The organism is Herminiimonas fonticola, from assembly GCF_003293745.1.
Lineage (GTDB): Bacteria > Pseudomonadota > Gammaproteobacteria > Burkholderiales > Burkholderiaceae_D > Oxalicibacterium > Oxalicibacterium fonticola.
This window is the reverse complement of the sequence record NZ_PTLZ01000002.1, coordinates 264,385-287,125: the sequence shown is the minus strand read 5'-3', so window position 1 is coordinate 287,125 and position 22,741 is coordinate 264,385. Positions and strand designations below refer to the sequence as shown.

Sequence of the window (22,741 nt, the reverse complement as noted above, 5' to 3'; positions counted from 1 at the left end):
ATATTTCCAACGCCAAGGCATGCTACCAACACGATGACATTTATAGCTACCCTCCCCCTGACCCCACAAACCAAGCTGGTTCGTATAGGACGCTTTGCAGTCAAGCATGAGCTCGGTCGCGGTTCTATCGGTGTGGTTTATCTGGGTCACGATCCGATCATCGATAGAGCCGTAGCGATCAAAACTTTCCGCAGCCGTTTGTCGCCGGTGGAGAGAAAACAGCACGAACAACAGTTCATCAATGAGGCGCGGGCCGCAGGTCGTCTGGCGCATTCCAATATCGTCACGATCTATGAAGCGTCCAGCGAAGGTGATTCGACCTATATCGCAATGGAATACTTGCAAGGTCGTGAATTAAACAAATTGCTCGATGCCGGTCATCGCTTAACGCCAGACGACGTTGCCTCGATTGCCTGGAAGATTGCCGATGCGCTGGATCACGCGCACAAACATGGTGTCGTACACAGAGACATCAAGCCGGCGAATATTTTCCTGGTAGCTGATCACCAGCCAAAAATTGTGGACTTCGGCATTGCGCGTACACCGAACAGAATTTCGGACCTGCCGCAAAAAGAAGACGCGCCACACACACTTTTCCAAGACAATATTCTCGGCACTCCCAATTACATGTCACCCGAACAGGCACTTGGCCTGAGCGCAGATGCACGTACCGACGTCTATTCGCTGGGTGCAGTGATGTATGAAATGCTGACCTTCCGCAAACCGTTTCAAAGCGACGATACGCACAAGCTGCTACATAACATTGCATTCAAAGCTGCGCCCGAACCGCACATGGTGGAAAGCGGTGTGCCACTGGCGCTTTCAAAAATCGTCGTCAAGGCAATGAATAAAAAGGCCGATAAGCGTTATCAGACGGCCGATGAAATGGCGCTGGATATCAAACGTTATTTGACGCGTACTCGTAGAGAAAACGAACGTACGACCAAGTCCATCGTCGAGATCGAGCAACCGGCCAACGCGCCTCACTTTAATTCTTCACGCCTGTTCTGGCCGGCTTGCAGCGTCATCGTCGCCGGCCTGATCGTCGCATATACAGTCTGGTTCCGCTAAGCTCGCTGAGGGACCCTGAGTAGCGGCAAGATTAATCAAATGCATCAAGCAATAAATAAAAAAGCGCACCGAGGTGCGCTTTTTTTATTTCACTAATACGTGAATTCGAATCTTCGAATCAAATCTTATTTACCAGCGTTTTTCTTGTACGCTTCGACGCCAGACATGATTTCTGCCTTGGCTTCATCCGGGCCGACCCAACCTTCGATCTTGACCCATTTGCCTTTTTCCAGATCTTTGTAGTGTTCAAAGAAATGCTGGATTTGTTGCAGACGCAGATCGTTGATGTCTTCAGGTTTTTGCCAGTGGCTGTAGATAGGCAGAATCTTGTCGATAGGCACCGCCAGCAATTTTGCATCGCCACCAGCTTCGTCGGTCATTTTCAACATGCCGATCGCGCGGCAACGCACGACCACGCCTGGATACAGCGGGAAAGGTGTAATCACCAACACGTCCACCGGATCACCATCATCCGACAAAGTTTGCGGAACGTAACCGTAGTTACATGGGTAATGCATCGCCGTACTCATGAAACGGTCGACAAAAATTGCGCCGGATTCCTTGTCAACTTCGTACTTGACCGGATCGGCATTCATTGGGATTTCGATAATGACATTAAAGTCGTTCGGCAAATCATTGCCAGCTGGAACGTGATTCAGACTCATGTTGTTTTCTCAGAAGTGGGAAGAATTTTGCAAACCCTGAATTATAGCGCTTTCATCGTCCTGCTCGGGCTGGCAAGGCGACATGGGGATTTGAAAAGCTGCCGGCAAGCTATCGCGCCGGCATGCCATCACGCTGGTAAAGCTAAAAAAATACGACGACCTACAAGGTCGTCGCAAATGCGCACTGACGATAATGAGCAGCGGCTTCTTCGGTGTGATTCAAGGCTTCATGCAATTGCGCCAGCTTCAAATGGACTTCCTGCAGCATGCGTGATCCGCTGGCATCCGATAAAGCCTGTTCCAGCTGACGTTGCGCCTTGCCCCACAGATTCTGACGCAGGCACAAAGTACCGAGCGTCAACGCAAGTTCGGCATCGTTAGGATGCTTCTTGCACCATTCTTCGCAACGCTCGATTTGCGCCAGCAAGGCCGGCGAACCTTCGGTCGCTGCCGCAGCGCGATACGCGCGCAGCAATCTGTCATCCCATTCAACTGCCAGCGCTTTCTCGACAATCACCCGCGCTTCATCCTGCAAGCCGTTTTTGGTAAACGCTTCTGCAGCATAGGCAGCAATGTAAGCCTTGACGCGATCTTCCGCCGGGATGCTCCACCAGACATTGCGGATCGACTCTGCATCGTTGACTGAATCCTTCAACAAATCCTGATACGCCAGTTCGCGCAAACGCGTGGACAAGGCTGGATGCAAGGCATTGTTCTTATCCAGCGTACGGACCAGACGCAATACTTCCGGCCAGTTATTCGCGCGCTGATTGGCTTTCAATGCCATGCGCAAGGCGTGAATGTGGCGCGTGCCGTTGGCATTCAATTCCTTGACGACATCCAAAGCCAATTCAGGCTGACGCTCATCGACCAGCAATTCGATCGCTGTCATCAAGCGCGCGGTTTTCAAGGATTGATCTTCTTCTACCGTTGCTAACCAGGTATCACGACGCTCGGTTTGTTGCATGCGATGTGCGGCCCGCGCAGCGATCAATGCGGCCAAGCCGGCGTTATCCGGCGACTCGACGGCGCGCATCGCAGCTTTTTCAGCATGGCCGAAACGACCTTCGAAATAGGCTTTCAAGGATTCGCGCAAAGCCTGATTGCCTTTGCGTTCCTGTTTTTCACGACGATATGCTGCCACCTTGCCCGGCATTCTTTGCGCAACGCGCAGCGTTTTCAGCACCAGATAAATCAGGAAAAACAGCAAGCCGGCAAGCAGCAAGAAAAAGTTGAGCGACAGATCAATCCGATACGGCGGATAGAAAAACACCACATTGCCGGGATTGAAGCGCGCCACGACTGCCAGACCGATAGCGGTGGCAAACAAAGCGACTAGCCAGAGAAATATGCGCATATTAAAAACAGGTGGCAATCATGGTTATTGAAGTTGACGTTGAGGCGAATCCTGGAACTGATCGCAAGATGCCTGCCTCAAGGTTTCGCTTTGTAATTACGGACTGCATTCAGGCTTTCTGATAGCGTAGGCATTTCGATCGCCAGATTGCTGGACTGCACTTGCTTCAACATCGCTTGCGCAGTTTGCGTCTGCTTGGCACGCGTATCAAAGTATTTGGCAATACTGTCCTGCGACGCAATCATGTCACTGCGGAATGCCGATTCATTACGCGACAACAAAGCCATGCGTGCATTCAGCAAACGCAATTTCAAATTTTCGCGTGCGTAATATTCCTGCGTCGGCGACAACAACAATGCATCGGAGGTTTCTACACTGCGTACGCGTATCAGTTGCTGGATTTCGCCCCACATTTCGCTGGTCCAGCTTTCCCATCTGGCTTTTGCCACTGGCCACCATTCATTGCTGGCCTCCGGTTCCGCTGGCACTGCTGTTTTGGAATTTTTTGTTTTGCTTGTGGCTGCCACAGCACGATTTTTTGGTTCGCTAACCGGTATCGCAGGCTTTTCATCTGCCAGCAATGGCATCGTATCGATTTGGCTAATAACGCTATCGAGGCGCAATGCGACGCCGGTCAAATCCAGACTAGGCAAGGCTTTCAGACGTTGAATATCGTGGCCGATGGCACGACGCACGACGACGAATTGCGGCGTATCCGAACGCGCCAGACGCGCATCGGCATTTTGCAGCGCGATCAATGCTCCCTGGACGTTACCGGCCAACTGCAATTGCTGGCTGGCAGTCGACAGCACTTGCTCAATCTCAGCCAATGCCCAGTCTTCGCGCTTCTTAAACAAATCCTGATACAGCTGTTCCAGCGCGAGTTGCTGGCTTTGTGCTTCTACCTGTTTGCTTTCCAGCACATTCACCTTGGCTTGCAATTCGGTGATGGTTTCCTGCGCGGATTTCACGATGACCTTGGTCTCGGTATTAATCGCATCGCCGCTTTGCATGCGCTTTGCGACTTCGGTACGCACGGCCGAAAGCTGTTGGCGTGATACCCACCACTGCGCTACCACCAGCAATGCCAGCACGATGAGACCTGCGTAAATCAATCCCTGGCGCTTGGCTGCGCCTGAATGTTCCTTGCGCAACGGTTCGGCGTCCAATACGACAGTAGCGGTGGGGGCCGCAGCCGAATTCGGTTGCGGAGTGGATTCTGGAGTTGTCGGCATATCGTTCATGAGCGAGATTGTAACGCGGCTAACAGTCCGTCGTCGCCTGATCTGGTAAGGGTGATATTGCTGAAACCCAGCGCCCGCGCGGTTTCAGCGATGCGAATATGCGATACGATTATTCTTTGCTGTTGCATTTTTGCGACGCCGTCCGTTATATCAAGTTGTGCAACCATCTGGGTAAAAAAACGCAAAGCTTCCGAACTGGTCACTATCCAGTCGTTCTGACAACACAATAAACGTTTCAGTTCGCTGCGGCGCGCATCGTCAAACTTCGGGGCGGCACGGCGATACGCAGCCAGCAGCGTTACCTGCACACCGACTGCTCGCAATGCGTCACTCAACAATGGCCGTCCCGTTTCACCGCGCACGATCAAGACCTGCTTGCCGCGCAAGGCATCCAGATCCAGTTCGACCAATAACGTATCGGAATCAGTACGATCAGCATCGGTCGGACTGATGATGGTGTAGTGCTCGCCAGTCACGCCATGCCTGGCCAATGCCTGGCGACTGCCTTCCCCCACCACGGCAATCGGTATGTCGGCCGGCCAATCCGGACGTGCAGCAAACGCGGCATCAATTGCATTCGGGCTGACGAAGGCGATCAGCGCATAGTCGCTCAAATCACTTAATGCTCGCTGTAGCGGAGCCTGCTCCGCCAACGGCAGGATATCCAGCAACGGGAAAATAATGGCGTGACGGCCAAGCGCCGTCACACGCTGCGCCAGCACACCGGCTTGTGCCAGCGGCCGCGTGATGATGACGTCGCCCAAACCAGCGTCAGGCATCCCCGTCAACACCGACATGACAGGAGGCCAGAATGGCGGTGGCTTGCTGCTGCTGCAATACTTCGGCGATCAGCCCGCCTAGTATTTCCGGTGCATCGGCAGACCCGGCCAGATCGGCGCGCGCCACGCGCGTACCGTCCGGCGTCGCAATCATTGCGCGCATGCGCATCGTGTCGCCATCTATCGTCGCAAATGCGGCCAATGGAATCTGACAACTGCCACCGAAATTTCTGGAAACAGTGCGTTCGGCTGTTACCGCTTGCGCCGTCGGCAGATGATTGAGCGGTGCCAACCATTCCTGCAAATCAGCGCGATCAGAATGAATCTCTATGCCCATGGCACCCTGCCCCGGCGCCGGCAAGCTTTGTTCCGGATCGAGGAAAGCGCGTATGCGTTGCGGCAAACCGAGACGCTTCAAGCCGGCTGCGGCCAGGATAATGGCCGCATACTCGCCCTTGTCCAGCTTGCCCAAGCGCGTATCCAGATTGCCGCGCAAAGGACGTATCACCAGTTTCGGATGACGTACCGCGATCTGTGCCTGACGTCGCAAACTGCTGGTGCCAACGACTGCGCCATCCGGCAATTCATCCAGCGACGCATAGTCATTCGAGACAAACGCATCGCGCGGATCTTCACGTTCCAGCACCGTTGCCAGCGCAAAACCGTCAGGCAAAGTCATAGGCACATCCTTCAGCGAATGCACGGCCAGATCGGCGCGCCGCTCGGCGATGGCGACTTCCAGTTCCTTGACGAACAAGCCTTTGCCGCCGACTTTTGACAGCGTTCTATCAAGAATTTGATCGCCGCGTGTTGTCATTCCGAGAATCTCTATCGAACACTGCGGATATAATAAGGCCAGTTTTTCGCGTACATGCTCGGCTTGCCACATGGCCAGACGACTTTCACGCGAGGCAATGACTAGTTTTTTCGGAGGTGGAAATTTCAGCACGGCTTCTTTCGATTTTCTGTCTGGCTACTTGCAAACCTGCTCAAACGCAAATGCGTTTTGAGCAAATTTTTTGCAAATCAGCCGGTTTTGATGACTGCGCACAATCGCGCTGACATCACAGTTTTTGGATTAAGACACTCTTGAAATTTTAGCATGCACCTCTCCACGGCAGACTTGGCATTCCATTCTTATCACCATTAACACGCTGATTGCATTCTTTGACTATGGCAAAACAACTGAAAACTCCTGCGCGCGCAACTTCTCCATCGACCAATAAAGATGCACCACTGAAGGAAGATATTCGCCTGTTGGGACGCCTGCTTGGCGACGTATTACGCGATCAGCAAGGCGAGGCCGTATTCCAGGTAGTCGAAAACATACGCCAGACAGCAGTACGCTTCCGTCGTGAAGCCGATGTGCAAGCCGGCGCAGAACTGAACAAATTGCTGAAGAAGCTGACGAAGGAACAAACCATTTCCGTCGTACGTGCGTTTTCCTATTTTTCACATCTGGCGAATATCGCGGAAGATCAGCATCACAATCGTCGTCGTCGTGCGCATTTGCTGGCCGGCTCGGCACCGCAAGAAGGCAGCGTTGCCTACGCGCTGGAAAAACTGCACGGGGCCGGCGTAACCGGTGCGGCAGTACGCAAGTTCTTCAAGGATGCGTTGATCGCTCCGGTTCTGACCGCACATCCGACGGAAGTACAACGCAAAAGTATTCTGGATGCAGAACACGAAATTGCACGTCTGCTGGCGCAGCGCGATCTGCCGATGACGGCCAAGGAGCGCGCCGAGAATACCGAACGCATCCATGCACGCGTCACGACCTTGTGGCAAACCCGTTTGCTGCGTTATACCAAGCTGACCGTCGAAGACGAAATCAATAACGCACTGTCGTACTACCGCATGACCTTCCTGCGCGAATTGCCAGCGCTGTATGAAGATATCGAAGGCGAAATCGCAGAACAGTATCCGCAACGCAGTAGTGGCGGCAATACTTACCGTGATCTGCCTTCCTATGTGCAAATGGGCAGCTGGATAGGCGGCGATCGCGATGGCAACCCCAACGTCAATGCCGACACCATGCAACTTGCGCTGGCACGTCAATCGACGACCATTCTCGATTTCTACCTGGAAGAAGTGCATGCACTGGGTGCGGAATTATCTGTGTCGACCTTCCTTGCCGGCGTCAGCCCGGAAGTCAACGCCTTGGCAGAATTGTCGCCCGACACCTCGCCCCATCGCGCCGACGAACAATATCGCCGCGCACTGATCGGCATCTATGCACGACTGGCCGCAACTGCGCGCGCCTTTGGTGCAATCAATATTCTGCGTCAGGAAGTGGGCCCGGGAAAACCATATCAGGCGGCCACCGAGTTCTCGTCCGACCTGCTGATTCTGGTCGATTCGCTGAAAGCGCGTCATGGCGACGCCTTGATCAAACCGCGCCTGGCGAATCTGCTGCGCGCGTCGGAAATTTTCGGCTTCCATCTGGCCACACTGGACATGCGTCAGAGCTCGGACGTACATGAACGTGTATTGGGCGAATTGTTTAATCGCGCACAAGTCGAATCCGCTTACGCTTCGCTGCCGGAAGACAAGAAAATCGAATTGCTGCTGGCAGAGCTCAATGAACCGCGCCTGCTGTATTCACCGTACATCGACTATTCCGACGAAACCAATTCCGAGCTGGCAATCTTGCGCACGGCACAAGACATTCGCCAGCGTTACGGCTCGCGCGCAATCCGCAACTACATCATTTCGCATACTGAGACCGTATCCGATCTGCTCGAAGTATTGCTGTTGCAACGCGAAACCGGACTGTTGCGGACCGAAGCGAATCATGGTTCTGCCGGTGCCGGCGAGTTGATGGTCATTCCACTATTTGAAACCATTCCCGATCTGCGCCTGGCAGCCACCATCATGGAACAGGTGATGGCGATTCCGCTGGTCAGAAAACTGATCGCGAAACAGGGCGACTTGCAGGAAGTCATGCTCGGCTATTCCGATTCCAACAAGGATGGCGGCTTCCTGACGTCGAACTGGGAACTCTACAAGGCAGAGACGCAACTGGTTCAAGTCTTCAACAACGCAGGCGTCAAATTGCGCCTGTTCCATGGTCGCGGCGGCACCGTCGGTCGCGGCGGCGGCCCCAGCTATGAAGCGATCCTGGCACAACCTGCCGGCACCGTGAATGGTCAGATACGCTTGACGGAGCAAGGCGAAATCATTGCGTCGAAATTTTCGAATCCGGAAATTGGTCGCCGCAATCTGGCCTTGCTGGTTGCCGCCACACTGGAAGCCAGCCTGATGCCGCATCCATCGGACAGCAAGCATACGAAAAAGCTGGCCGAGTTTGAAAACGTGATGGATGAACTGTCTGAGCTGGCCTATCAGGCGTATCGCGATCTGGTCTATGAAACGCCAGGCTTCACCGATTATTTCTTCTCGGCCACGCCGATTGCAGAAATCTCGGAACTGAATATCGGATCGCGCCCTGCTTCACGCAAGGCCACGCGTCGCATTGAAGATTTGCGTGCGATTCCATGGGGCTTCTCATGGGGCCAATGCCGTTTGCTGCTGCCGGGCTGGTACGGTTTCGGCAGCGCCATTGAACAATGGCTGGCACAAGGTGAAAACAAGGCCAAGCGCGTGGCAATCCTGCGCGCGATGTTCGCGGAATGGCCATTCTTTGCCACCTTGTTGTCCAACATGGATATGGTTTTATCGAAAACCGATCTGGCTGTGGCCTCGCGCTATTCGGAAATGGTGGTCGACAAGAAGCTGCGCAACAGTATCTTCAAACGCATCGTCGGCGAGCACGAACGCACATCGTCATGCCTGACGCTTATCAACGGCAAGAAAGAACGACTGGCCAATAATCCCTTACTTGCACGCTCGATCAAAAACCGTTTCGCCTATCTCGATCCGCTGAATCACTTGCAGGTTGAATTGATCAAACGTCATCGGACTGAAATGCGCGATGGCAAAGTCGATGAACGCGTGCGTCGCGGGATTCATTTGTCTATCAATGGGATTGCTGCCGGTCTCCGCAACACGGGCTAAATTTTCTCTCTCTGGATCACCTTCCCGGTGATTCAATTAGCCTATCCAATAAAAAAGGAAGCGCATGCGCTTCCTTTTTTATCGTGTGAACGGGTACACAATGCTAGCGCACCAGCGCTTTCACCGCCGACCATTGACGTCGGGAAATCGGCAAGCGGTCATCTATGCCACGCAATATCACCTGCCATGCATCCTGCGCCTTGTCGCTTTCGCCATCGCTGTCCGCATCCACCGTTAATTGTCCGCGCTCAACGCCGGTGATCGCATCGCGCGCGACCAATGCATTGCGATGTACGCGTATGAATTGCGCGGCAAACTCCAGCTCCAAAGATGACAATGCGCCTTCCAGCAGATACTCACGCTCGCGTGTGCGCAAGGTCACGTACTTCGCTTCCGCCTTCAAATAGAGCACGTCGGCTACCGGCACCAACAACAAACGTCCGCGCTCCTGCACTGAGAAATTCTTGCGCGTTGCCTGCAGCGTGGTTGCGACTGCTGCCATCAATTTTGCTTGCGAAGCTGTATTGTCCTTCAATGCCCTGACGCGACGAATCGCGTCAGCCAGGCGTGTCGCCCTAACGGGTTTCAACAGATAGTCAAGCGCATGTACTTCAAATGCCTGCAACGCATATTCATCATATGCAGTGACAAAAATGATCGCCGGCGCCGGCGCCGCCGCCTCACTATGCGCAAGATGCGCTGCCATCTCGAGGCCGGTCATGCCGGGCATTTGCACATCCAGCAAAACGATGTCGGGGGCAAGTTCCGCAATTTTATCCAGCGCCTGTTGCGCCTGCGATGCTTCTCCAATCAACGCATGCGGACATTCCGCAGCGATATCCGACAACAAGGTCGTCAAACGCGCACGTGCCGGCGCTTCGTCGTCGACAATCAAAATACGCGGCAGGCTGGGCAAACTCATGCAGCCGCCTTTTGATACGGCAAATAAACGCGGACCTCGAATTGTCCATCCACTATATTCGTCGCCAATTGCGCCTCCATATCGTATAAAAGAGCGAGTCGTTCACGGATATTATCCAGCGCCATGTGATTGCCGGTAGACACGACATCGGCATGATAAGGATTGGTCATTACAATCTCAATACGATCGCGTATGCGACTGATGGCGACCAAGATGGTGGCATTTTCCTGCGATGGCTCAACGCCATAGTGCACGGCGTTTTCCAGCAAGGGCTGCAACAGCAAGGCTGGGGTTGTTGCACGCTGCAATACGTCGCCGGCGATATGGTCCATGTCCCATCTCACCTGCAGCCGCTCGCCCAGACGGATCTTTTCAATCGACAGGTATTGCATGCCTATCCTGACTTCATTGCCTAGCGTGGTGATCTCGCGCGTATCGCGCATCAGGATACGGAATAGATCAGCCATATCTTCCAGCGTGGTTTCCGCACGACGCGGCTCAGTGCGTATCAGTGACAGCACGGCATTCAAACTGTTGAACAGGAAATGCGGACGTATGCGCGCCTGCAGTGCCTGCAATCGGGCTTCAGCCAAGGCGGGCGAAAACGCACGCGTGCGTAATTCGAAATAATGCTGCAAGCCGATGCCGAATAGCGCTGCGCACACCATGCCCTCGGACACCGACAAACGGCTCAGACTGATCATGGCCAGAGGATCGTTCAGCAGATAGTGAATAATCAGGCCGGTGATGGCAGCGGGCACTACAGCGCAGGCAATGCGCTGCCCCCAGGGTGGTGTGGTTTTGATCACTCGACGCAAGCCGCACAAGGCAAACAAGGACGTCAGGCTGGCCAGTTCTATCAGCATTGATGCTTCGATAAACGCCAGCAAGCCGTTGTATACAGTGCCGGCCTCGATCAAGATCACCGCCAGTGCCGCACCGTTTACGAAGAGTAAAGATTTGACCATGATGCCGATATTGCAACAGTCGGGGATCACGATCTCCGGTGGCTTGATGGGCGTTGGCTCTGACGATGACGGCATGGTTTGAGGATTAATCAAGGCTGGAATGGGAATGAAGGTTCGCTTGTTCTATAATCGCGTATTCATCAGGAAACAATTATGACAGCACAACTCTCCAAAAAAAGCGAAGCATGGTCGGCACGCTTCAACGAACCCGTCTCCGATCTAGTCAAGCGTTACACCGCGTCGGTATTTTTCGACAAGCGTCTGGCTCAAGTCGATATTCAGGGTTCGCTCGCACATGCGGAGATGCTGGCGCATCAGAATATCATCAGTCAGCAAGACCACGCCGAAATCCAACGCGGCATGACGCAGATTCTGGAAGAAATCAAGGCCGGCAAGTTCGAATGGCTGCTGGATCTGGAAGATGTCCATCTGAATATTGAAAAACGCCTGACCGAACTGGTCGGCGATGCCGGCAAGCGCCTGCATACAGGCCGCTCGCGCAACGATCAGGTGGCAACCGATATCCGCCTGTATGTGCGCAGCGAGATCGACAATATCGTAGGCCTGTTGCGTGACTTGCGTCTGGCGCTGCTGGATTTAGCCGAACAACACGCCGACACCATCCTGCCCGGCTTTACCCATATGCAAGTAGCGCAACCGATTACTTTCGGCCATCACGTACTGGCCTATGTTGAAATGTTTGGCCGCGATGCAGAGCGCATGCTGGATTGCCGCAAGCGCGTTAACCGCCTGCCGCTTGGTGCCGCCGCGCTGGCTGGCACCACCTTCCCTATCGATCGCGAACGCGTGGCGAAGACGCTAGGTTTTGACGACGTCTGCCACAATTCGCTGGATGCCGTGTCGGATCGCGACTTCGCGATTGAATTTTGTGCCGCCGCCGCCCTGATCATGACGCACGTATCGCGCATGTCGGAAGAACTGGTGATCTGGATGAGCCCGCGGGTCGGCTTCATCGACATCGCCGATCGTTTCTGCACCGGCTCATCCATCATGCCGCAAAAGAAAAATCCCGACGTACCGGAACTGGCACGCGGCAAAACCGGACGCGTCAACGGTCACCTGATCGCCTTGCTGACCCTGATGAAAGGCCAGCCGCTGGCCTATAACAAGGACAACCAGGAAGACAAGGAACCCTTGTTCGATACCGTCGACACCGTCATCGATACGCTGCGCATCTTTGCCGACATGGCGAGCGGCATTACGGTCAAACCCGACGCCATGCGCGCCGCAGCGCTGCAAGGTTATGCCACCGCAACCGATCTGGCCGACTATCTGGTGAAGAAGGGCCTGCCCTTCCGCGATGCGCATGAAGCCGTTGCGCATGCAGTGCGTGCCTGCGTCGATCGCGGCATTGATCTCAGCGATTTGTCACTGGAAGAATTGCATGTTTTTTCCAAACTGATAGAAGCCGACATCTTCCAAGTACTGACGCTTGAAGGCTCGGTTGCAGCACGCGATCATGTTGGCGGCACCGCCCCGAATCAGGTCCGCGCGGCCATTGCCCGACATCGCGCCCAACTGGCCTGATACGCAATTTGATCAGATGGCCGCTTCCCAACATGCCATCTGATCAACATCCCAACCACTATCCTCCCGACAAGCGACATTTTTTCGCAGATTTCGGCTGCTCGCACCTGACCGTAATGTTGGCGTCAGCTAGACTCTGTATCGTTATGTTCTGTAAAAATGGGATAAGCCTGTACGCAGCAGAAATGCAGCGCCGACAAGAGCGCAATTGATTTATCTTCTTTATACTCACAATAGTTAAAAGCATGCGCATGGCGACTACATAAATAGCCCTGTTTGTGTCTTGTTCAAATCCAATCTGGAGACGAAAAATAATGTCTTTTTTACTATCGCTTTCGCGATTCATTGACAACCTCAATGAAAAAATAGGCCATGGTATTAGCTGGGCTTTACTCATTGCCGTTCTTATCTGCACCGGCAATGCAGCAATACGTTACCTGTTCAACATCAGCTCCAATGGCTGGCTCGAAATTCAATGGTATTTGTTTGGCGCAATTTTTCTGCTGGCAACCTCCTATACCTTGCGGCGCAATGAGCACGTGCGCATCGACGTGATCGTTTCGCATTTCTCGAAACGCACACAAGTATGGATAGACCTGATCGGGTTCCTGTTATTCCTGATGCCGGCCACGCTCCTGATACTTTATTATTCGACGCCTTACGCCTGGACCTCCATCCAAAACCAGGAAGTATCGAGTAATGCGGGCGGCCTGATCGTCTGGCCAGCCAAATTGCTGATCCCGGTAGGTTTTGTTCTGCTTGCCTTGCAAGGCATTTCGGAAATCATCAAGCGCATCGGTTTCCTGCAAGGCAAAGTACCCGCCAGCGCGTTTGAAAAACAGGTGGCCACACCAGAAGAAGAAATCGCGGCGATCAAAGCTGCCAATCAAATTAACTGATCGCCAGGAACACTCATGACTGAATTTCTCATTGCCAACATGGCGCCAATCATGTTCGGCGCGCTCGTCGTATTTTTGCTATCCGGGTTCCCGGTCGCGTTTTCTCTCGCTGCCAATGGTTTGTTCTTTGGCCTGGTCGGCATCGAACTCGGTTTGCTGAAACCTGAATTGCTGCAGGCTTTGCCCAACCGTATTTTCGGCATCATGGCCAACGATACCTTGCTGGCGATTCCATTCTTTACCTTTATGGGACTGATTCTGGAACGCTCAGGTATGGCGGAAGACCTGCTCGATACCATCGGTCAATTATTCGGACCTTTGCGCGGTGGCGTCGCTTATGCGGTTATTTTTGTTGGCGCCTTGCTGGCCGCAACGACCGGCGTCGTCGCCGCATCGGTCATCTCGATGGGCTTGATTTCTCTGCCGGTCATGTTGCGCTACGGCTACGATAAAAAAATCGCCACCGGCGTCATTGCCGCATCCGGCACGCTGGCCCAGATCATTCCGCCGTCGCTGGTGTTGATCGTCATGGCCGATCAGCTCGGACGCTCAGTCGGCGATATGTACCAGGCTGCATTTGGTCCAGGCTTGATGCTGACAGCGATGTACGCAGGTTATGTGCTACTCATTTCCATCATCAAACCGACTTGGGTGCCAGCCTTGCCGCCGGAAGCGCGCAATCTGCGCCAACCTGACGGTTCCAGCGGCATAATGTCCCTGTTTGTTCTGATTGCCGGCACTGTTGCGGCCTGCTTTGCGATTGAACAACTTCTGCTGGCCAGCAATCCAAAGCTGCATGCCGATGAAGGCATCATTTATGCTGCGACACTGAGTATTGCAGGCGCGTTTCTGATTGCCTACGTCAATCGGAAAATGAAGCTGGGCATGCTGTCGAAAATCGCAGAACAAGTTGTGTTCGTTCTGGTTCCCCCGCTTGCACTGATCTTCCTGGTCCTCGGTACAATTTTCGTCGGTATCGCAACGCCGACTGAAGGTGGCGGCATGGGCGCGTTCGGCGCACTGGTGCTGGCATTAATGAATCGTCGCCTGTCATGGAGCCTGTTGAAGCAGGCAATGAATTCGACATCGCGTCTGTCCTGCTTCGTCATGTTCATTCTGATCGGTTCCAGCGTGTTTGGCCTGATCTTCCGTGGCGTCAATGGCGATCTGTGGGTTGAGCATTTGCTGACATCATTGCCGGGTGGCACCGCCGGCTTCCTGATCGTGGTCAACATCCTGTTCTTCGGACTGGCATTTTTCCTCGACTTCTTTGAACTCGCATTCATTCTGGTGCCGCTGGTTGGCCCTGTCGCCGAAAAATTGGGCATCGACCTGATCTGGTTTGGCGTGCTCTTGAGTGTCAATATGCAAACCTCGTTCATGCATCCGCCATTCGGCTTCGCACTGTTTTATTTGCGATCCGTGGCGCCGAAGGAAGTGAAGACGTCAGATATTTACTGGGGCTCGGTACCGTTCGTGCTGATTCAAGTCATCATGGTGACGCTGATCATCGCCTTCCCGAACCTGATCTCGGTCGACAAGAAGACCGACATGCATGAAAAGATCGAACTACAAATCGATATGGGTGGCGGACAAGAATATGGTGCGCGTAGCGGCATGGATCTGAATTTCTCGGGGGGTGATCAACAACCCGCAGCAACGACGGAAGAAAACCCGCCACTGAACTTCTCGACGGAACCGGACAAGAAGTAAGTAATTATTGCTCCTGACAATCCCGCATGATGCGCTCTGCGGGATTTTTTTTGCCTGACGCATATAGCGGTTGCACTCCATTTTTACTCTTATCGCAGATGCAAAACCAACAGCTGTAAAAAAACCCGCGGCGCATATGCACCGCGGGTTTTTAGAAGCTTGCGTTTTAGTACTGCAGAAACGCTTACTTGCGACCGATCATGAAGTTCTGGATCGGCGCTTCTGCCACCGAAGCCCATTGGTTCTGATCCTGACGGAAACGCTTCCACGGTTCGTAGATCTTCTTGAACTTGGCATTCTTCGCTGCTTCTTCATCCATCGTTTCCACAGCTGCCTTGTAGCAGGCTTCCATGATCGGCTTGGAGAACTGACGCAGCTTGACGCCATTTTTCAACAAACGCGCCAGGGCGGCAGGATTGCGAGCATCGTATTGCGCTTGCATCACAACGTGCGCTTCGTAGGAAGCGGCTTCTACCGCAGCCTGATATTGCTTAGGCAGTTTTTCCCATTCCTTGGTGCCGATATAGAACGACAGCTGCAAGCTTGGTTCCCACCAGCCTGGTGTGTAGTAGAAAGGCGCAACCTTGTTGAAGCCGAGTTTTTCATCGTCATAAGGTCCGATCCATTCTGCTGCATCGATCGTGCCTTTTTCCAGCGCAGGATAGATATCACCACCAGCGATCTGTTGCGGTACCAGACCGAGGCGTTGCATGACGCGGCCGGCGAAACCGCCGATACGCATTTTCAAGCCTTGCAGATCTTTGACTTCCTTGATCTCTTTACGGAACCAGCCGCCCATCTGGGTACCGGTGTTACCACCCAGGAAGTTGACGATGCCATAATCCTTGAAGAAATCGCGGGTCAGTTCACGACCGCCGCCTTGATCGAACCAAGCGGTTTGCTGACGCGAAGTCAGGCCGAAAGGGACTACCGCATCAAATGCGAATGTAGGATCTTTACCGAAGTAATAGTAAGAAGCTGAGTGACCGATTTCAACGGTACCGGCTTGCACAGCATCCATCACTTGCAATGCAGGAACAATCTCGCCACCTGCGAAAGGACGGATATTGAACTTGCCGTCAGTCAGTTGCGTAACACGTTTGGTAAACACATCCGCTGCGCCATAAATCGTGTCTAGCGATTTAGGGAAACTGGATGCCAAACGCCAGTTAATCGTTGGATTGGCTTGGGCAAAAGATGGCACAGCAACCGCGCCGGCCGATGCGCCAACTGCTGCTTTTTTAAGGAATGAACGACGTTCCATTTTGTCTCCTGATTGGTTAAGGACAAGACTTCTATCAAGCATCTTCGCGAAAAAATGTTAACGAATATGCGCAATAAAAAACTGAGTTGTAAGTGTGGCGTAAGCCCTGCAAAGTAGTAAAAATTTGCAGCCTTCCGCTATAAAACAACTGGCATAACCATACTACGAAAACGCCTTATTAACCACCAGCAACCACCATATTTTCAATCAGCACAGAACCGGTTTGTTTGGTCCCGCGCACGAGCGTATCTGCACCAATTGCGACCACCTGCATGAAGATATCTTTCATGTTGCCGGCGATCGTGATTTCCTCCACCGGATATTGAATAATGCCCTTCTCGACCCAGAAGCCGGAAGCGCCGCGCGAATAATCGCCGGTCACATAATTCACGCCCTGGCCCATCAACTCGGTCACCAGCAAACCGGTATCGAGTTTTTTCAGCATCGCCTTGAAATCATCGGTAGGCACGGTTAATGAAGATGTCATGCACAAATTATGCGAACCGCCAGCATTGCCCGTGGTCTGCATGCCGAGTTTGCGCGCGGAATATGTAGACAGGAAGTAGCCTTGCACGACCCCATCCTTGACCACGTCACGATGGCTGGTTTTGACACCCTCTTCATCGAAAGGCGACGAACCGACCGCGCCGATCACATGCGGGTCTTCCGTAATTTGCACGTGCGATGCAAACGCAGACTTGCCGAGCGAATCCAGCAGGAAGGTCGATTTACGATACAGCGCGCCGCCGGAAACCGCCTGCACGAAAGCACCCAGCAAACCGGCTGCCAACGGAGCCTCAAACAGCACCGGACATGTGCGGGTGTCGATCTTGCGCGCATTCAGGCGCGCCAATGCGCGTTGCGCTGCGTAACGGCCCACCGCTTCAGGTGCTGCCAGTTTTTTCGGATCGCGCATCGATGTGTACCAATCATCACGCTGCATATTGCTGCCTTTGCCGGCAATCGGAGCGACCGAAATCGTGTGGCGTGAATAGGGGTAACCACCTATGAAGCCGCGCGAATTGGCAGAAACAAAATGCGATTGCTGTGCGTAGACGCTCGCACCTTCGCTATTGGTAATACGCTTGTCGACTGCGAAAGCTGCCGCTTCACCGAGCTTCGCCAGTTCGACCGCTTCTTCAGTTGAAATCAACCACGGATAGCAAAGCTTCAAATCCTGCGGATTGCGTTCCAGCAAATCGTCATCCGGCAAACCGGCGCAATCATCTTCTGCCGTAAAACGGGCAATGTTGTAAGCCGCTTCGACCGTGTCTTTCAACGCCTGCTGCGAAAAATCGGAGGTACTCGCATTACCGCGACGGATATGGCGCTCTTCGCCCAGATACACGGTGACGCCCATGCCCTTGTCTTTGTTTTGCTCTATCGTTTCCACGCCGCCCTTGCGCACCGAAACCGACAAACCACTTCCTTCACTGATCTCTACGGCCGCGCCGGACGCGCCTTTTTCCTTGGCGTAACGTAAAACATCCTGTGCAAGTTGCTTTAATTGATCTTGACTATGTATAAACACTGTATCGCTCATGAGGGTCGTTTTCTTCGGGAATGCGTATAAAACAGTTATGATAGCAGTCGTTTACAGAATGGCTACGCGCCTTACTTCAGATCATGCCAAATCCCAACCGAGGCTCCTGCGGCTTCCAGTCCACCGAATTCGAACAGGAATACGAGCGCCCGTCCAAATCCGAACTCAAACGCCAGATGACGGCCCTGCAAAAGTTGGGCGAAGAACTGATTGCCGAACCACGCGATCGCGTCAAACGCGTCCCTATGCCGGAAGACGTGCGCGATGCCATCCTTGAATGCCAACTGATCAAGGATCACGAAGGCCGCCGTCGCCAAGTGCAATACGTCGGCAAGAAAATGCGCTCGCTGGAAGAACACGAAATCGCTGCCATCCAGAAAATGCTCGACAGCTGGAGAGGCGCATCCAAGTCAGAAACAGCGGCACTGCACGCGATCGAACGCAAGCGTGACAAGCTGCTGGCCGACGACAAAGCCTTGACCGTTTTGCTGGAACAGAATCCGCAACTGGAAGCACAGCATTTGCGCACCTTGATCCGCAACGCACGCAAGGAGCAGGCAGAGAACAAGCCGCCGAAGGCTTACCGCGAACTGTTCCAGATTCTGAAATCGCTGCAAGCGCCTGCTGCACAACCAACGGATGACGAAGACGATGTCGAAGAAGACCAATCCTGATGAATTGAAGATCGGTCTGGTATCGATTTCCGACCGTGCCTCCAGCGGCGTCTATGAAGATCAAGGCATCCCAGCCTTGCAAGCATGGTTTACTGCCGCACTCAGCAGTGCATGGCAAATAGAAACCAGGCTGATCCCGGATGAACAAGCTGCGATTGAACAAGCCCTGATAGAACTAGTCGATGTGGAACGTTGCGACTTGGTTATTACCACTGGCGGCACTGGTCCGGCCCGTCGCGATGTGACACCGGAAGCCACCATGGCGGTCGCCACCAAAGAGATGCCAGGCTTCGGCGAACAGATGCGCCAGATCAGCCTGCATTTCGTACCGACCGCGATCCTGTCGCGTCAGGTCAGCGTCATACGCGAGACCGCAGATCACGCAGCACTGATCATGAACCTGCCCGGCCAGCCAAAATCCATCAAGGAAACCCTGGAAGGCTTGAAAGATGCGGACGGCAAGCAACTCGTCGGCGGCATCTTTGCTGCAGTGCCTTACTGCATAGACCTGATGGGTGGCCCTTATGTCGAGACCAACGAAGCCATCTGCAAGGCCTGGCGTCCCAAGCACGCCATCCGTCCAGCAAAATAATTTAGCAAATCTATCCTCCCGTCATTTCACATCTCATCATGACTCTGAAAACCGTCGAACTCGTTACCGCTCCCAACCCTACCGTCGCCGTCATCTGGATGCATGGCCTCGGTGCCGATGGCAATGACTTCGTGCCTATCGTCAAGGAACTCGATCTGGAAGGCTGCCCTGCCATCCGCTTCGTCTTCCCGCATGCACCCATGATGGAGGTCACGATCAATGGCGGCCGCATGATGCCCGCATGGTTTGATATTTCATCGAGCGAATTTGGCCGGGACGACGATGAAAGAAGCGTACGCAATTCTGAAGTTGATATCCGTGCATTGATAGAGCGCGAAAAAGAACGTGGCATCGCCACCGACAAAATTTTGATCGGCGGTTTTTCGCAAGGTTGCGCGATGACTCTCCAGACCGGTTTGCGCTACCCGGAAAAACTTGGTGGCCTGTTGTGCCTGTCAGGCTATCTGCCGCTGGAAGATTCGTTCGAAGCCGAACGCAGCGAAGCCAACAAGAACATTCCGATCTACTACGGTCACGGTCGCGGTGATCAGGTAATTCCTATTACACGTGCGCAGCAGACGCTGGCCTTGCTGCAGAAGCATGGTTACAACGTTGAGTGGCATGAATACGACATGCCGCATTCGGTATGCATGGAAGAAATTGATGACATCAGCAATTTCCTGAAACGCGTATTGGCTTGAGATTTTTTCTGTGATTTATGATTATGAAAGACGCGCTTGACGCGTCTTTTTTTCGTCTCGAAAAAAATTAATATCTGTGATGTTGAAGCTGTTCTTTCTTCAATGAGAGTCAGTTGCCGGGGGTGGCCCGGCAGCCACCTTCTTTCTTTGCTTCGCCAAAGAAAGAAAGCAAAGAAAGGCGACGCAGAAGCCGTTGCCCGCTGCGCGGGTACCCAAGTCAAACGACCATCAGTCGGGAGCACAAACAAACTCGCCTTCGGCTCAAACAGGTTTGCGCTCTTTATCCGCCTGACGACCGCTTGCCTTGGCAACGTCACATGCGATTAACGTCAACGGCAACTTCTACAACGTCGCTTATTTAAGTGACGACTACGGTTGCTCTTGAATTGGTTTGGGAAGTTGCGGTTGAACTGCCGTTGAAGTTCAACCGCTGTGACGCTGCCGTTTGTGCGGAGCAGAAAATGGATAAAGAAGTGAACGCTGTCTGAGCGCAGCGAGTTTCGTTCGCTTCCCATTTTTTGATGTGCACAAACGGGAACCCGAAGGGCAGCGGCTGTGCGGTCGCCTTCTTTTGCTTACTTTTCTTGGCGAAGCAAGAAAAGTGAGTAGCCGCCGGGCTACCCCCGGCAAGTCAACAACGGAGAAAGAACCGTATTAACAAGTTCAAGACTAATAAAACAAAAATGCCGCTCAATAAACCCAGAGCGGCATTTTAAAAAAACAGCGAACAAAAACCTATTTGAACACCACCGTCTTATACCCATTAAGCAAAATCCGATGTTCAACAAAATACTTAACCGCCCGCGCCAGCACCACACACTCCACATCGCGACCAATCGCCGTCAAGGTCGCAGGGTCCATCGCATGATCGACACGCGCAACATCCTGCTCAATGATCGGACCTTCGTCCAAATGACCTGTAACGAAGTGCGCAGTCGCACCTATCAACTTCACGCCACGATCATGCGCCTGGTAGTAGGGCTTGGCACCTTTGAAACTAGGCAGGAATGAATGATGGATATTGATTGCACGACCTTCGAGTGCGATACACATTTCCGGTGACAGAATCTGCATGTAACGCGCGAGCACGATCAGATCGATATCGGCAGTCTTCACAATTTCCAGAATCCGTTCTTCCTGCGCGCGCTTTGCAGCTTCCGGCGCGCCGGTTGCCAAAGGCAGGTGATGGAATGGGATGTTGTAGCTGGCAGCCAACTGATAGAAATCAGTGTGGTTAGACACGATCGCTGGAATCTCTACCGGCAGCAAACCGCTTTTGTAACGGAACAGCAAATCGTTGAGGCAATGGCCGATCTTGGAAACCATCAGCAGCACGCGTGGTTTTTTAAGCGCGTCATGCAATTGCCAATTCATTTGCATCGTGTCGGCCAGTGCTGCAAATGTCGTGCGCAATACTTCTTCAGTCAACGCCTTGTCTTCCGCCGAAAAATGCACGCGCATGAAAAAGAGTTTGGATTGCTGATCGCCGAACTGCGCGGAATCGATGATGTTGCAGCCATGTTCGGCCAGAAAACCTGATACACGTTGCACAATACCGCGCTGATCGAGGCAAGACAGATTAAGGATGTATTGCGGATGCATAGTAGTGGTCTGTAGGGCAATAAAAGCGCTTGATCGTCAAGCGAGGCCGTGGCGTATTGTCGCACGGCTTGCGAATACAGACAAAATGACACGGCAACCTATGACCACCGTCGAATATCTTCGACAGTAGAACAACTACATCAGCAAAACCAACAACAGCAATTGCCCGCGCCAGAAAACCGGTGCGGGCAACAAGACAAAACCAGGTTTGAATAATTACTTAATCAAACACTTTTCGCGACGGACAATCCTTTGGGCGGTGTTGCAGCACCAACCTGCACATCGCCCATCAATTGACCGCCCTCTTCGATTACCACGTTGCCGTAGCGAATCTTGCCTGATACTTTGCCCGATGCGTAAATCACCAGCTTCTGGCGCACTGTCAGTTCGCCATCAAAGGTGCCGTGAATTTCTGCGATATCAATGCCGGCCGATCCCTTGAAGGATCCGTCTTTGGAAATTTGAATCACGCGCGAATCCATCGTTGCCTCAACAAAACCTTCGACTACCAAGGTATCGCAATCGGTGATTTCTACGCCTTTGAGTTTGATGTTAGGCCCGACGATCAACTTGCTACCGACTTCATTGGTACTAGGCGCTGATGTCTGGCTGGAAGATGGGCTGTTGAAATTGCTTGTTGTAGAAGACGCTGGCTTGCTATGGAAACCGGCACTCGATGTAGTTGACAACGCAGGGGAACTGCCTGTGTTCAATGAAGGATTTGGCGTATTGGATTCTCGCTTGCCAAAAAGCGTGTCAGATCGAAGCATGAAATCTCCTGAAAATAATTTGTCGCGATGACGTGAATTTAAATAAGTACGCTTCGCAGTCAGCTGCGCATCGCGCGTAAACGACGTTGCCGCTATACCTGATTTGCACTTCGTAGATGCGACTTGCATATGAGTAATGCTCGCTACCAAGCGCATCTGCAATTGGTACGTACAATTTTATTTAAGTTCGAATTTGTTACATTTTCATAAAAAATTTTACAAATTTCTCCATGGCATAAGTGCTTAAAATTTAAGCACACTGTTTTGAATCGCCTTGCATGCAATTTCATCGTGAGTAATCACGTCATCAAATTTTAGAAAATCCAGAATTGAAGTAGCGATAAAGTCGGCTTAGCTCTTTCTGAATTTTCATTTCATTGAAACAAACATTTTTCTCTGTAACTGGTATGCC

The 22,741-nt window shown here is 52.9% G+C and carries 19 protein-coding genes; 8 read left to right on the top strand and 11 right to left on the bottom strand.

All coding sequences use genetic code 11. The annotated features are described in order from the left end of the window. Positions 1-33: 33 nt before the first annotated feature. Entirely contained in the window at positions 34-1,071 is a 1,038-nt protein-coding gene (locus Hfont_RS08720) for a serine/threonine protein kinase (protein WP_112991998.1), read from the top strand. A 125-nt stretch (positions 1,072-1,196) separates the two neighbouring features. On the opposite strand, the gene ppa is transcribed toward Hfont_RS08720, so the two are convergent. From ppa to hemC, 5 genes are all read right to left on the bottom strand, one after another. Beyond that, a complete protein-coding gene (ppa, locus tag Hfont_RS08715; protein ID WP_112991997.1) occupies positions 1,197-1,736 on the bottom strand; it encodes an inorganic diphosphatase in 540 nt (179 codons plus the stop codon). A gap of 160 nt (positions 1,737-1,896) precedes the next feature. Continuing rightward, entirely contained in the window at positions 1,897-3,093 is a 1,197-nt protein-coding gene (locus Hfont_RS08710; protein ID WP_112991996.1) for a heme biosynthesis protein HemY, read from the bottom strand. 77 nt (positions 3,094-3,170) lie between these two features. Further along, on the bottom strand, positions 3,171-4,337 hold the full coding sequence (locus Hfont_RS08705; protein WP_181666440.1) for a uroporphyrinogen-III C-methyltransferase: 1,167 nt from the start codon (positions 4,335-4,337) through the stop codon (positions 3,171-3,173). Next, positions 4,334-5,134: a uroporphyrinogen-III synthase gene (locus tag Hfont_RS08700; protein WP_241523057.1), complete on the bottom strand. Its 801-nt coding sequence runs from the start codon at positions 5,132-5,134 to the stop codon at positions 4,334-4,336. The genes Hfont_RS08705 and Hfont_RS08700 overlap by 4 nt, the downstream gene beginning before the upstream one ends. Beyond that, the gene (gene hemC / locus Hfont_RS08695) at positions 5,109-6,062 is read right to left on the bottom strand and encodes a hydroxymethylbilane synthase (protein ID WP_112992425.1); all 954 of its coding nucleotides are present in this window, start codon (positions 6,060-6,062) and stop codon (positions 5,109-5,111) included. The genes Hfont_RS08700 and hemC overlap by 26 nt, the downstream gene beginning before the upstream one ends. A gap of 227 nt (positions 6,063-6,289) precedes the next feature. Here hemC and ppc point away from each other — a divergent pair, with 227 nt between their 5' ends. Continuing rightward, positions 6,290-9,133 (top strand): phosphoenolpyruvate carboxylase, encoded by a 2,844-nt coding sequence (ppc, locus tag Hfont_RS08690; RefSeq protein WP_112991994.1) that lies wholly within the window; start codon positions 6,290-6,292, stop codon positions 9,131-9,133. A gap of 103 nt (positions 9,134-9,236) precedes the next feature. On the opposite strand, the gene Hfont_RS08685 is transcribed toward ppc, so the two are convergent. Both Hfont_RS08685 and Hfont_RS08680 read right to left on the bottom strand, forming a co-directional pair. Then, the gene (locus Hfont_RS08685) at positions 9,237-10,055 is read right to left on the bottom strand and encodes a LytR/AlgR family response regulator transcription factor (protein WP_181666439.1); all 819 of its coding nucleotides are present in this window, start codon (positions 10,053-10,055) and stop codon (positions 9,237-9,239) included. After that, positions 10,052-11,098, bottom strand: coding sequence for a sensor histidine kinase (locus Hfont_RS08680; protein WP_241523056.1), 1,047 nt, complete (start codon positions 11,096-11,098; stop codon positions 10,052-10,054). The genes Hfont_RS08685 and Hfont_RS08680 overlap by 4 nt, the downstream gene beginning before the upstream one ends. Positions 11,099-11,176: 78 nt before the next feature. On the opposite strand from Hfont_RS08680, the gene argH reads away from it, so the two are divergent. The 3 genes from argH to Hfont_RS08665 all read left to right on the top strand — a co-directional run bounded on the left by argH (position 11,177) and on the right by Hfont_RS08665 (position 15,183). Beyond that, entirely contained in the window at positions 11,177-12,571 is a 1,395-nt protein-coding gene (gene argH, locus Hfont_RS08675; RefSeq protein WP_112991992.1) for an argininosuccinate lyase, read from the top strand. 314 nt (positions 12,572-12,885) lie between these two features. Further along, positions 12,886-13,470 (top strand): TRAP transporter small permease subunit, encoded by a 585-nt coding sequence (locus Hfont_RS08670; protein ID WP_112991991.1) that lies wholly within the window; start codon positions 12,886-12,888, stop codon positions 13,468-13,470. Positions 13,471-13,485: 15 nt separating this feature from the next. Then, positions 13,486-15,183: a TRAP transporter large permease gene (locus Hfont_RS08665; RefSeq protein ID WP_112991990.1), complete on the top strand. Its 1,698-nt coding sequence runs from the start codon at positions 13,486-13,488 to the stop codon at positions 15,181-15,183. 184 nt (positions 15,184-15,367) lie between these two features. Here Hfont_RS08665 and Hfont_RS08660 read toward each other — a convergent pair whose 3' ends face one another. Both Hfont_RS08660 and pmbA read right to left on the bottom strand, forming a co-directional pair. Next, complete coding sequence (locus Hfont_RS08660; RefSeq protein ID WP_112991989.1) at positions 15,368-16,447, bottom strand: TRAP transporter substrate-binding protein; 1,080 nt, start codon at positions 16,445-16,447, stop codon at positions 15,368-15,370. A 178-nt stretch (positions 16,448-16,625) separates the two neighbouring features. After that, a complete protein-coding gene (pmbA, locus tag Hfont_RS08655) occupies positions 16,626-17,990 on the bottom strand; it encodes a metalloprotease PmbA (RefSeq protein ID WP_112991988.1) in 1,365 nt (454 codons plus the stop codon). Between the two features lie 83 nt (positions 17,991-18,073). Here pmbA and yjgA point away from each other — a divergent pair, with 83 nt between their 5' ends. Genes yjgA through Hfont_RS08640 form a run of 3 tightly spaced genes read left to right on the top strand, consistent with a single transcriptional unit; the run spans position 18,074 to position 19,957 of the window. Next, positions 18,074-18,664: a ribosome biogenesis factor YjgA gene (gene yjgA, locus Hfont_RS08650; protein WP_112991987.1), complete on the top strand. Its 591-nt coding sequence runs from the start codon at positions 18,074-18,076 to the stop codon at positions 18,662-18,664. Next, positions 18,642-19,256: a molybdopterin adenylyltransferase gene (gene mog / locus Hfont_RS08645; RefSeq protein WP_112991986.1), complete on the top strand. Its 615-nt coding sequence runs from the start codon at positions 18,642-18,644 to the stop codon at positions 19,254-19,256. Before yjgA ends, mog begins: the two co-directional genes overlap by 23 nt. A gap of 38 nt (positions 19,257-19,294) precedes the next feature. After that, positions 19,295-19,957, top strand: a complete 663-nt coding sequence (locus Hfont_RS08640) for an alpha/beta hydrolase (RefSeq protein ID WP_112991985.1) — start codon at positions 19,295-19,297, stop codon at positions 19,955-19,957. 735 nt (positions 19,958-20,692) lie between these two features. On the opposite strand, the gene purU is transcribed toward Hfont_RS08640, so the two are convergent. Further along, positions 20,693-21,559: a formyltetrahydrofolate deformylase gene (purU, locus tag Hfont_RS08630; RefSeq protein ID WP_112991983.1), complete on the bottom strand. Its 867-nt coding sequence runs from the start codon at positions 21,557-21,559 to the stop codon at positions 20,693-20,695. Between the two features lie 224 nt (positions 21,560-21,783). Next, complete coding sequence (locus Hfont_RS08625; RefSeq protein ID WP_112992423.1) at positions 21,784-22,329, bottom strand: bactofilin family protein; 546 nt, start codon at positions 22,327-22,329, stop codon at positions 21,784-21,786. Positions 22,330-22,741 lie beyond the last annotated feature (412 nt).

Bases quoted from the DNA above. Each gene is read 5' to 3' on its own strand.
- ppa (WP_112991997.1), bottom strand. From the start codon at position 1,736: ATGAGTCTGAATCACGTTCCAGCTGGCAATGATTTGCCGAACGACTTT.
- Hfont_RS08660 (WP_112991989.1), bottom strand. From the start codon at position 16,447: ATGGAACGTCGTTCATTCCTTAAAAAAGCAGCAGTTGGCGCATCGGCC.
- argH (WP_112991992.1), top strand. From the start codon at position 11,177: ATGACAGCACAACTCTCCAAAAAAAGCGAAGCATGGTCGGCACGCTTC.
- Hfont_RS08685 (WP_181666439.1), bottom strand. From the start codon at position 10,055: ATGAGTTTGCCCAGCCTGCCGCGTATTTTGATTGTCGACGACGAAGCG.
- Hfont_RS08710 (WP_112991996.1), bottom strand. From the start codon at position 3,093: ATGCGCATATTTCTCTGGCTAGTCGCTTTGTTTGCCACCGCTATCGGT.
- mog (WP_112991986.1), top strand. From the start codon at position 18,642: ATGTCGAAGAAGACCAATCCTGATGAATTGAAGATCGGTCTGGTATCG.
- Hfont_RS08700 (WP_241523057.1), bottom strand. From the start codon at position 5,134: ATGTCGGTGTTGACGGGGATGCCTGACGCTGGTTTGGGCGACGTCATC.
- purU (WP_112991983.1), bottom strand. From the start codon at position 21,559: ATGCATCCGCAATACATCCTTAATCTGTCTTGCCTCGATCAGCGCGGT.
- Hfont_RS08680 (WP_241523056.1), bottom strand. From the start codon at position 11,098: ATGCCGTCATCGTCAGAGCCAACGCCCATCAAGCCACCGGAGATCGTG.
- Hfont_RS08720 (WP_112991998.1), top strand. From the start codon at position 34: ATGACATTTATAGCTACCCTCCCCCTGACCCCACAAACCAAGCTGGTT.
- Hfont_RS08625 (WP_112992423.1), bottom strand. From the start codon at position 22,329: ATGCTTCGATCTGACACGCTTTTTGGCAAGCGAGAATCCAATACGCCA.
- ppc (WP_112991994.1), top strand. From the start codon at position 6,290: ATGGCAAAACAACTGAAAACTCCTGCGCGCGCAACTTCTCCATCGACC.
- yjgA (WP_112991987.1), top strand. From the start codon at position 18,074: ATGCCAAATCCCAACCGAGGCTCCTGCGGCTTCCAGTCCACCGAATTC.
- Hfont_RS08670 (WP_112991991.1), top strand. From the start codon at position 12,886: ATGTCTTTTTTACTATCGCTTTCGCGATTCATTGACAACCTCAATGAA.
- Hfont_RS08665 (WP_112991990.1), top strand. From the start codon at position 13,486: ATGACTGAATTTCTCATTGCCAACATGGCGCCAATCATGTTCGGCGCG.
- pmbA (WP_112991988.1), bottom strand. From the start codon at position 17,990: ATGAGCGATACAGTGTTTATACATAGTCAAGATCAATTAAAGCAACTT.
- Hfont_RS08640 (WP_112991985.1), top strand. From the start codon at position 19,295: ATGACTCTGAAAACCGTCGAACTCGTTACCGCTCCCAACCCTACCGTC.
- Hfont_RS08705 (WP_181666440.1), bottom strand. From the start codon at position 4,337: ATGAACGATATGCCGACAACTCCAGAATCCACTCCGCAACCGAATTCG.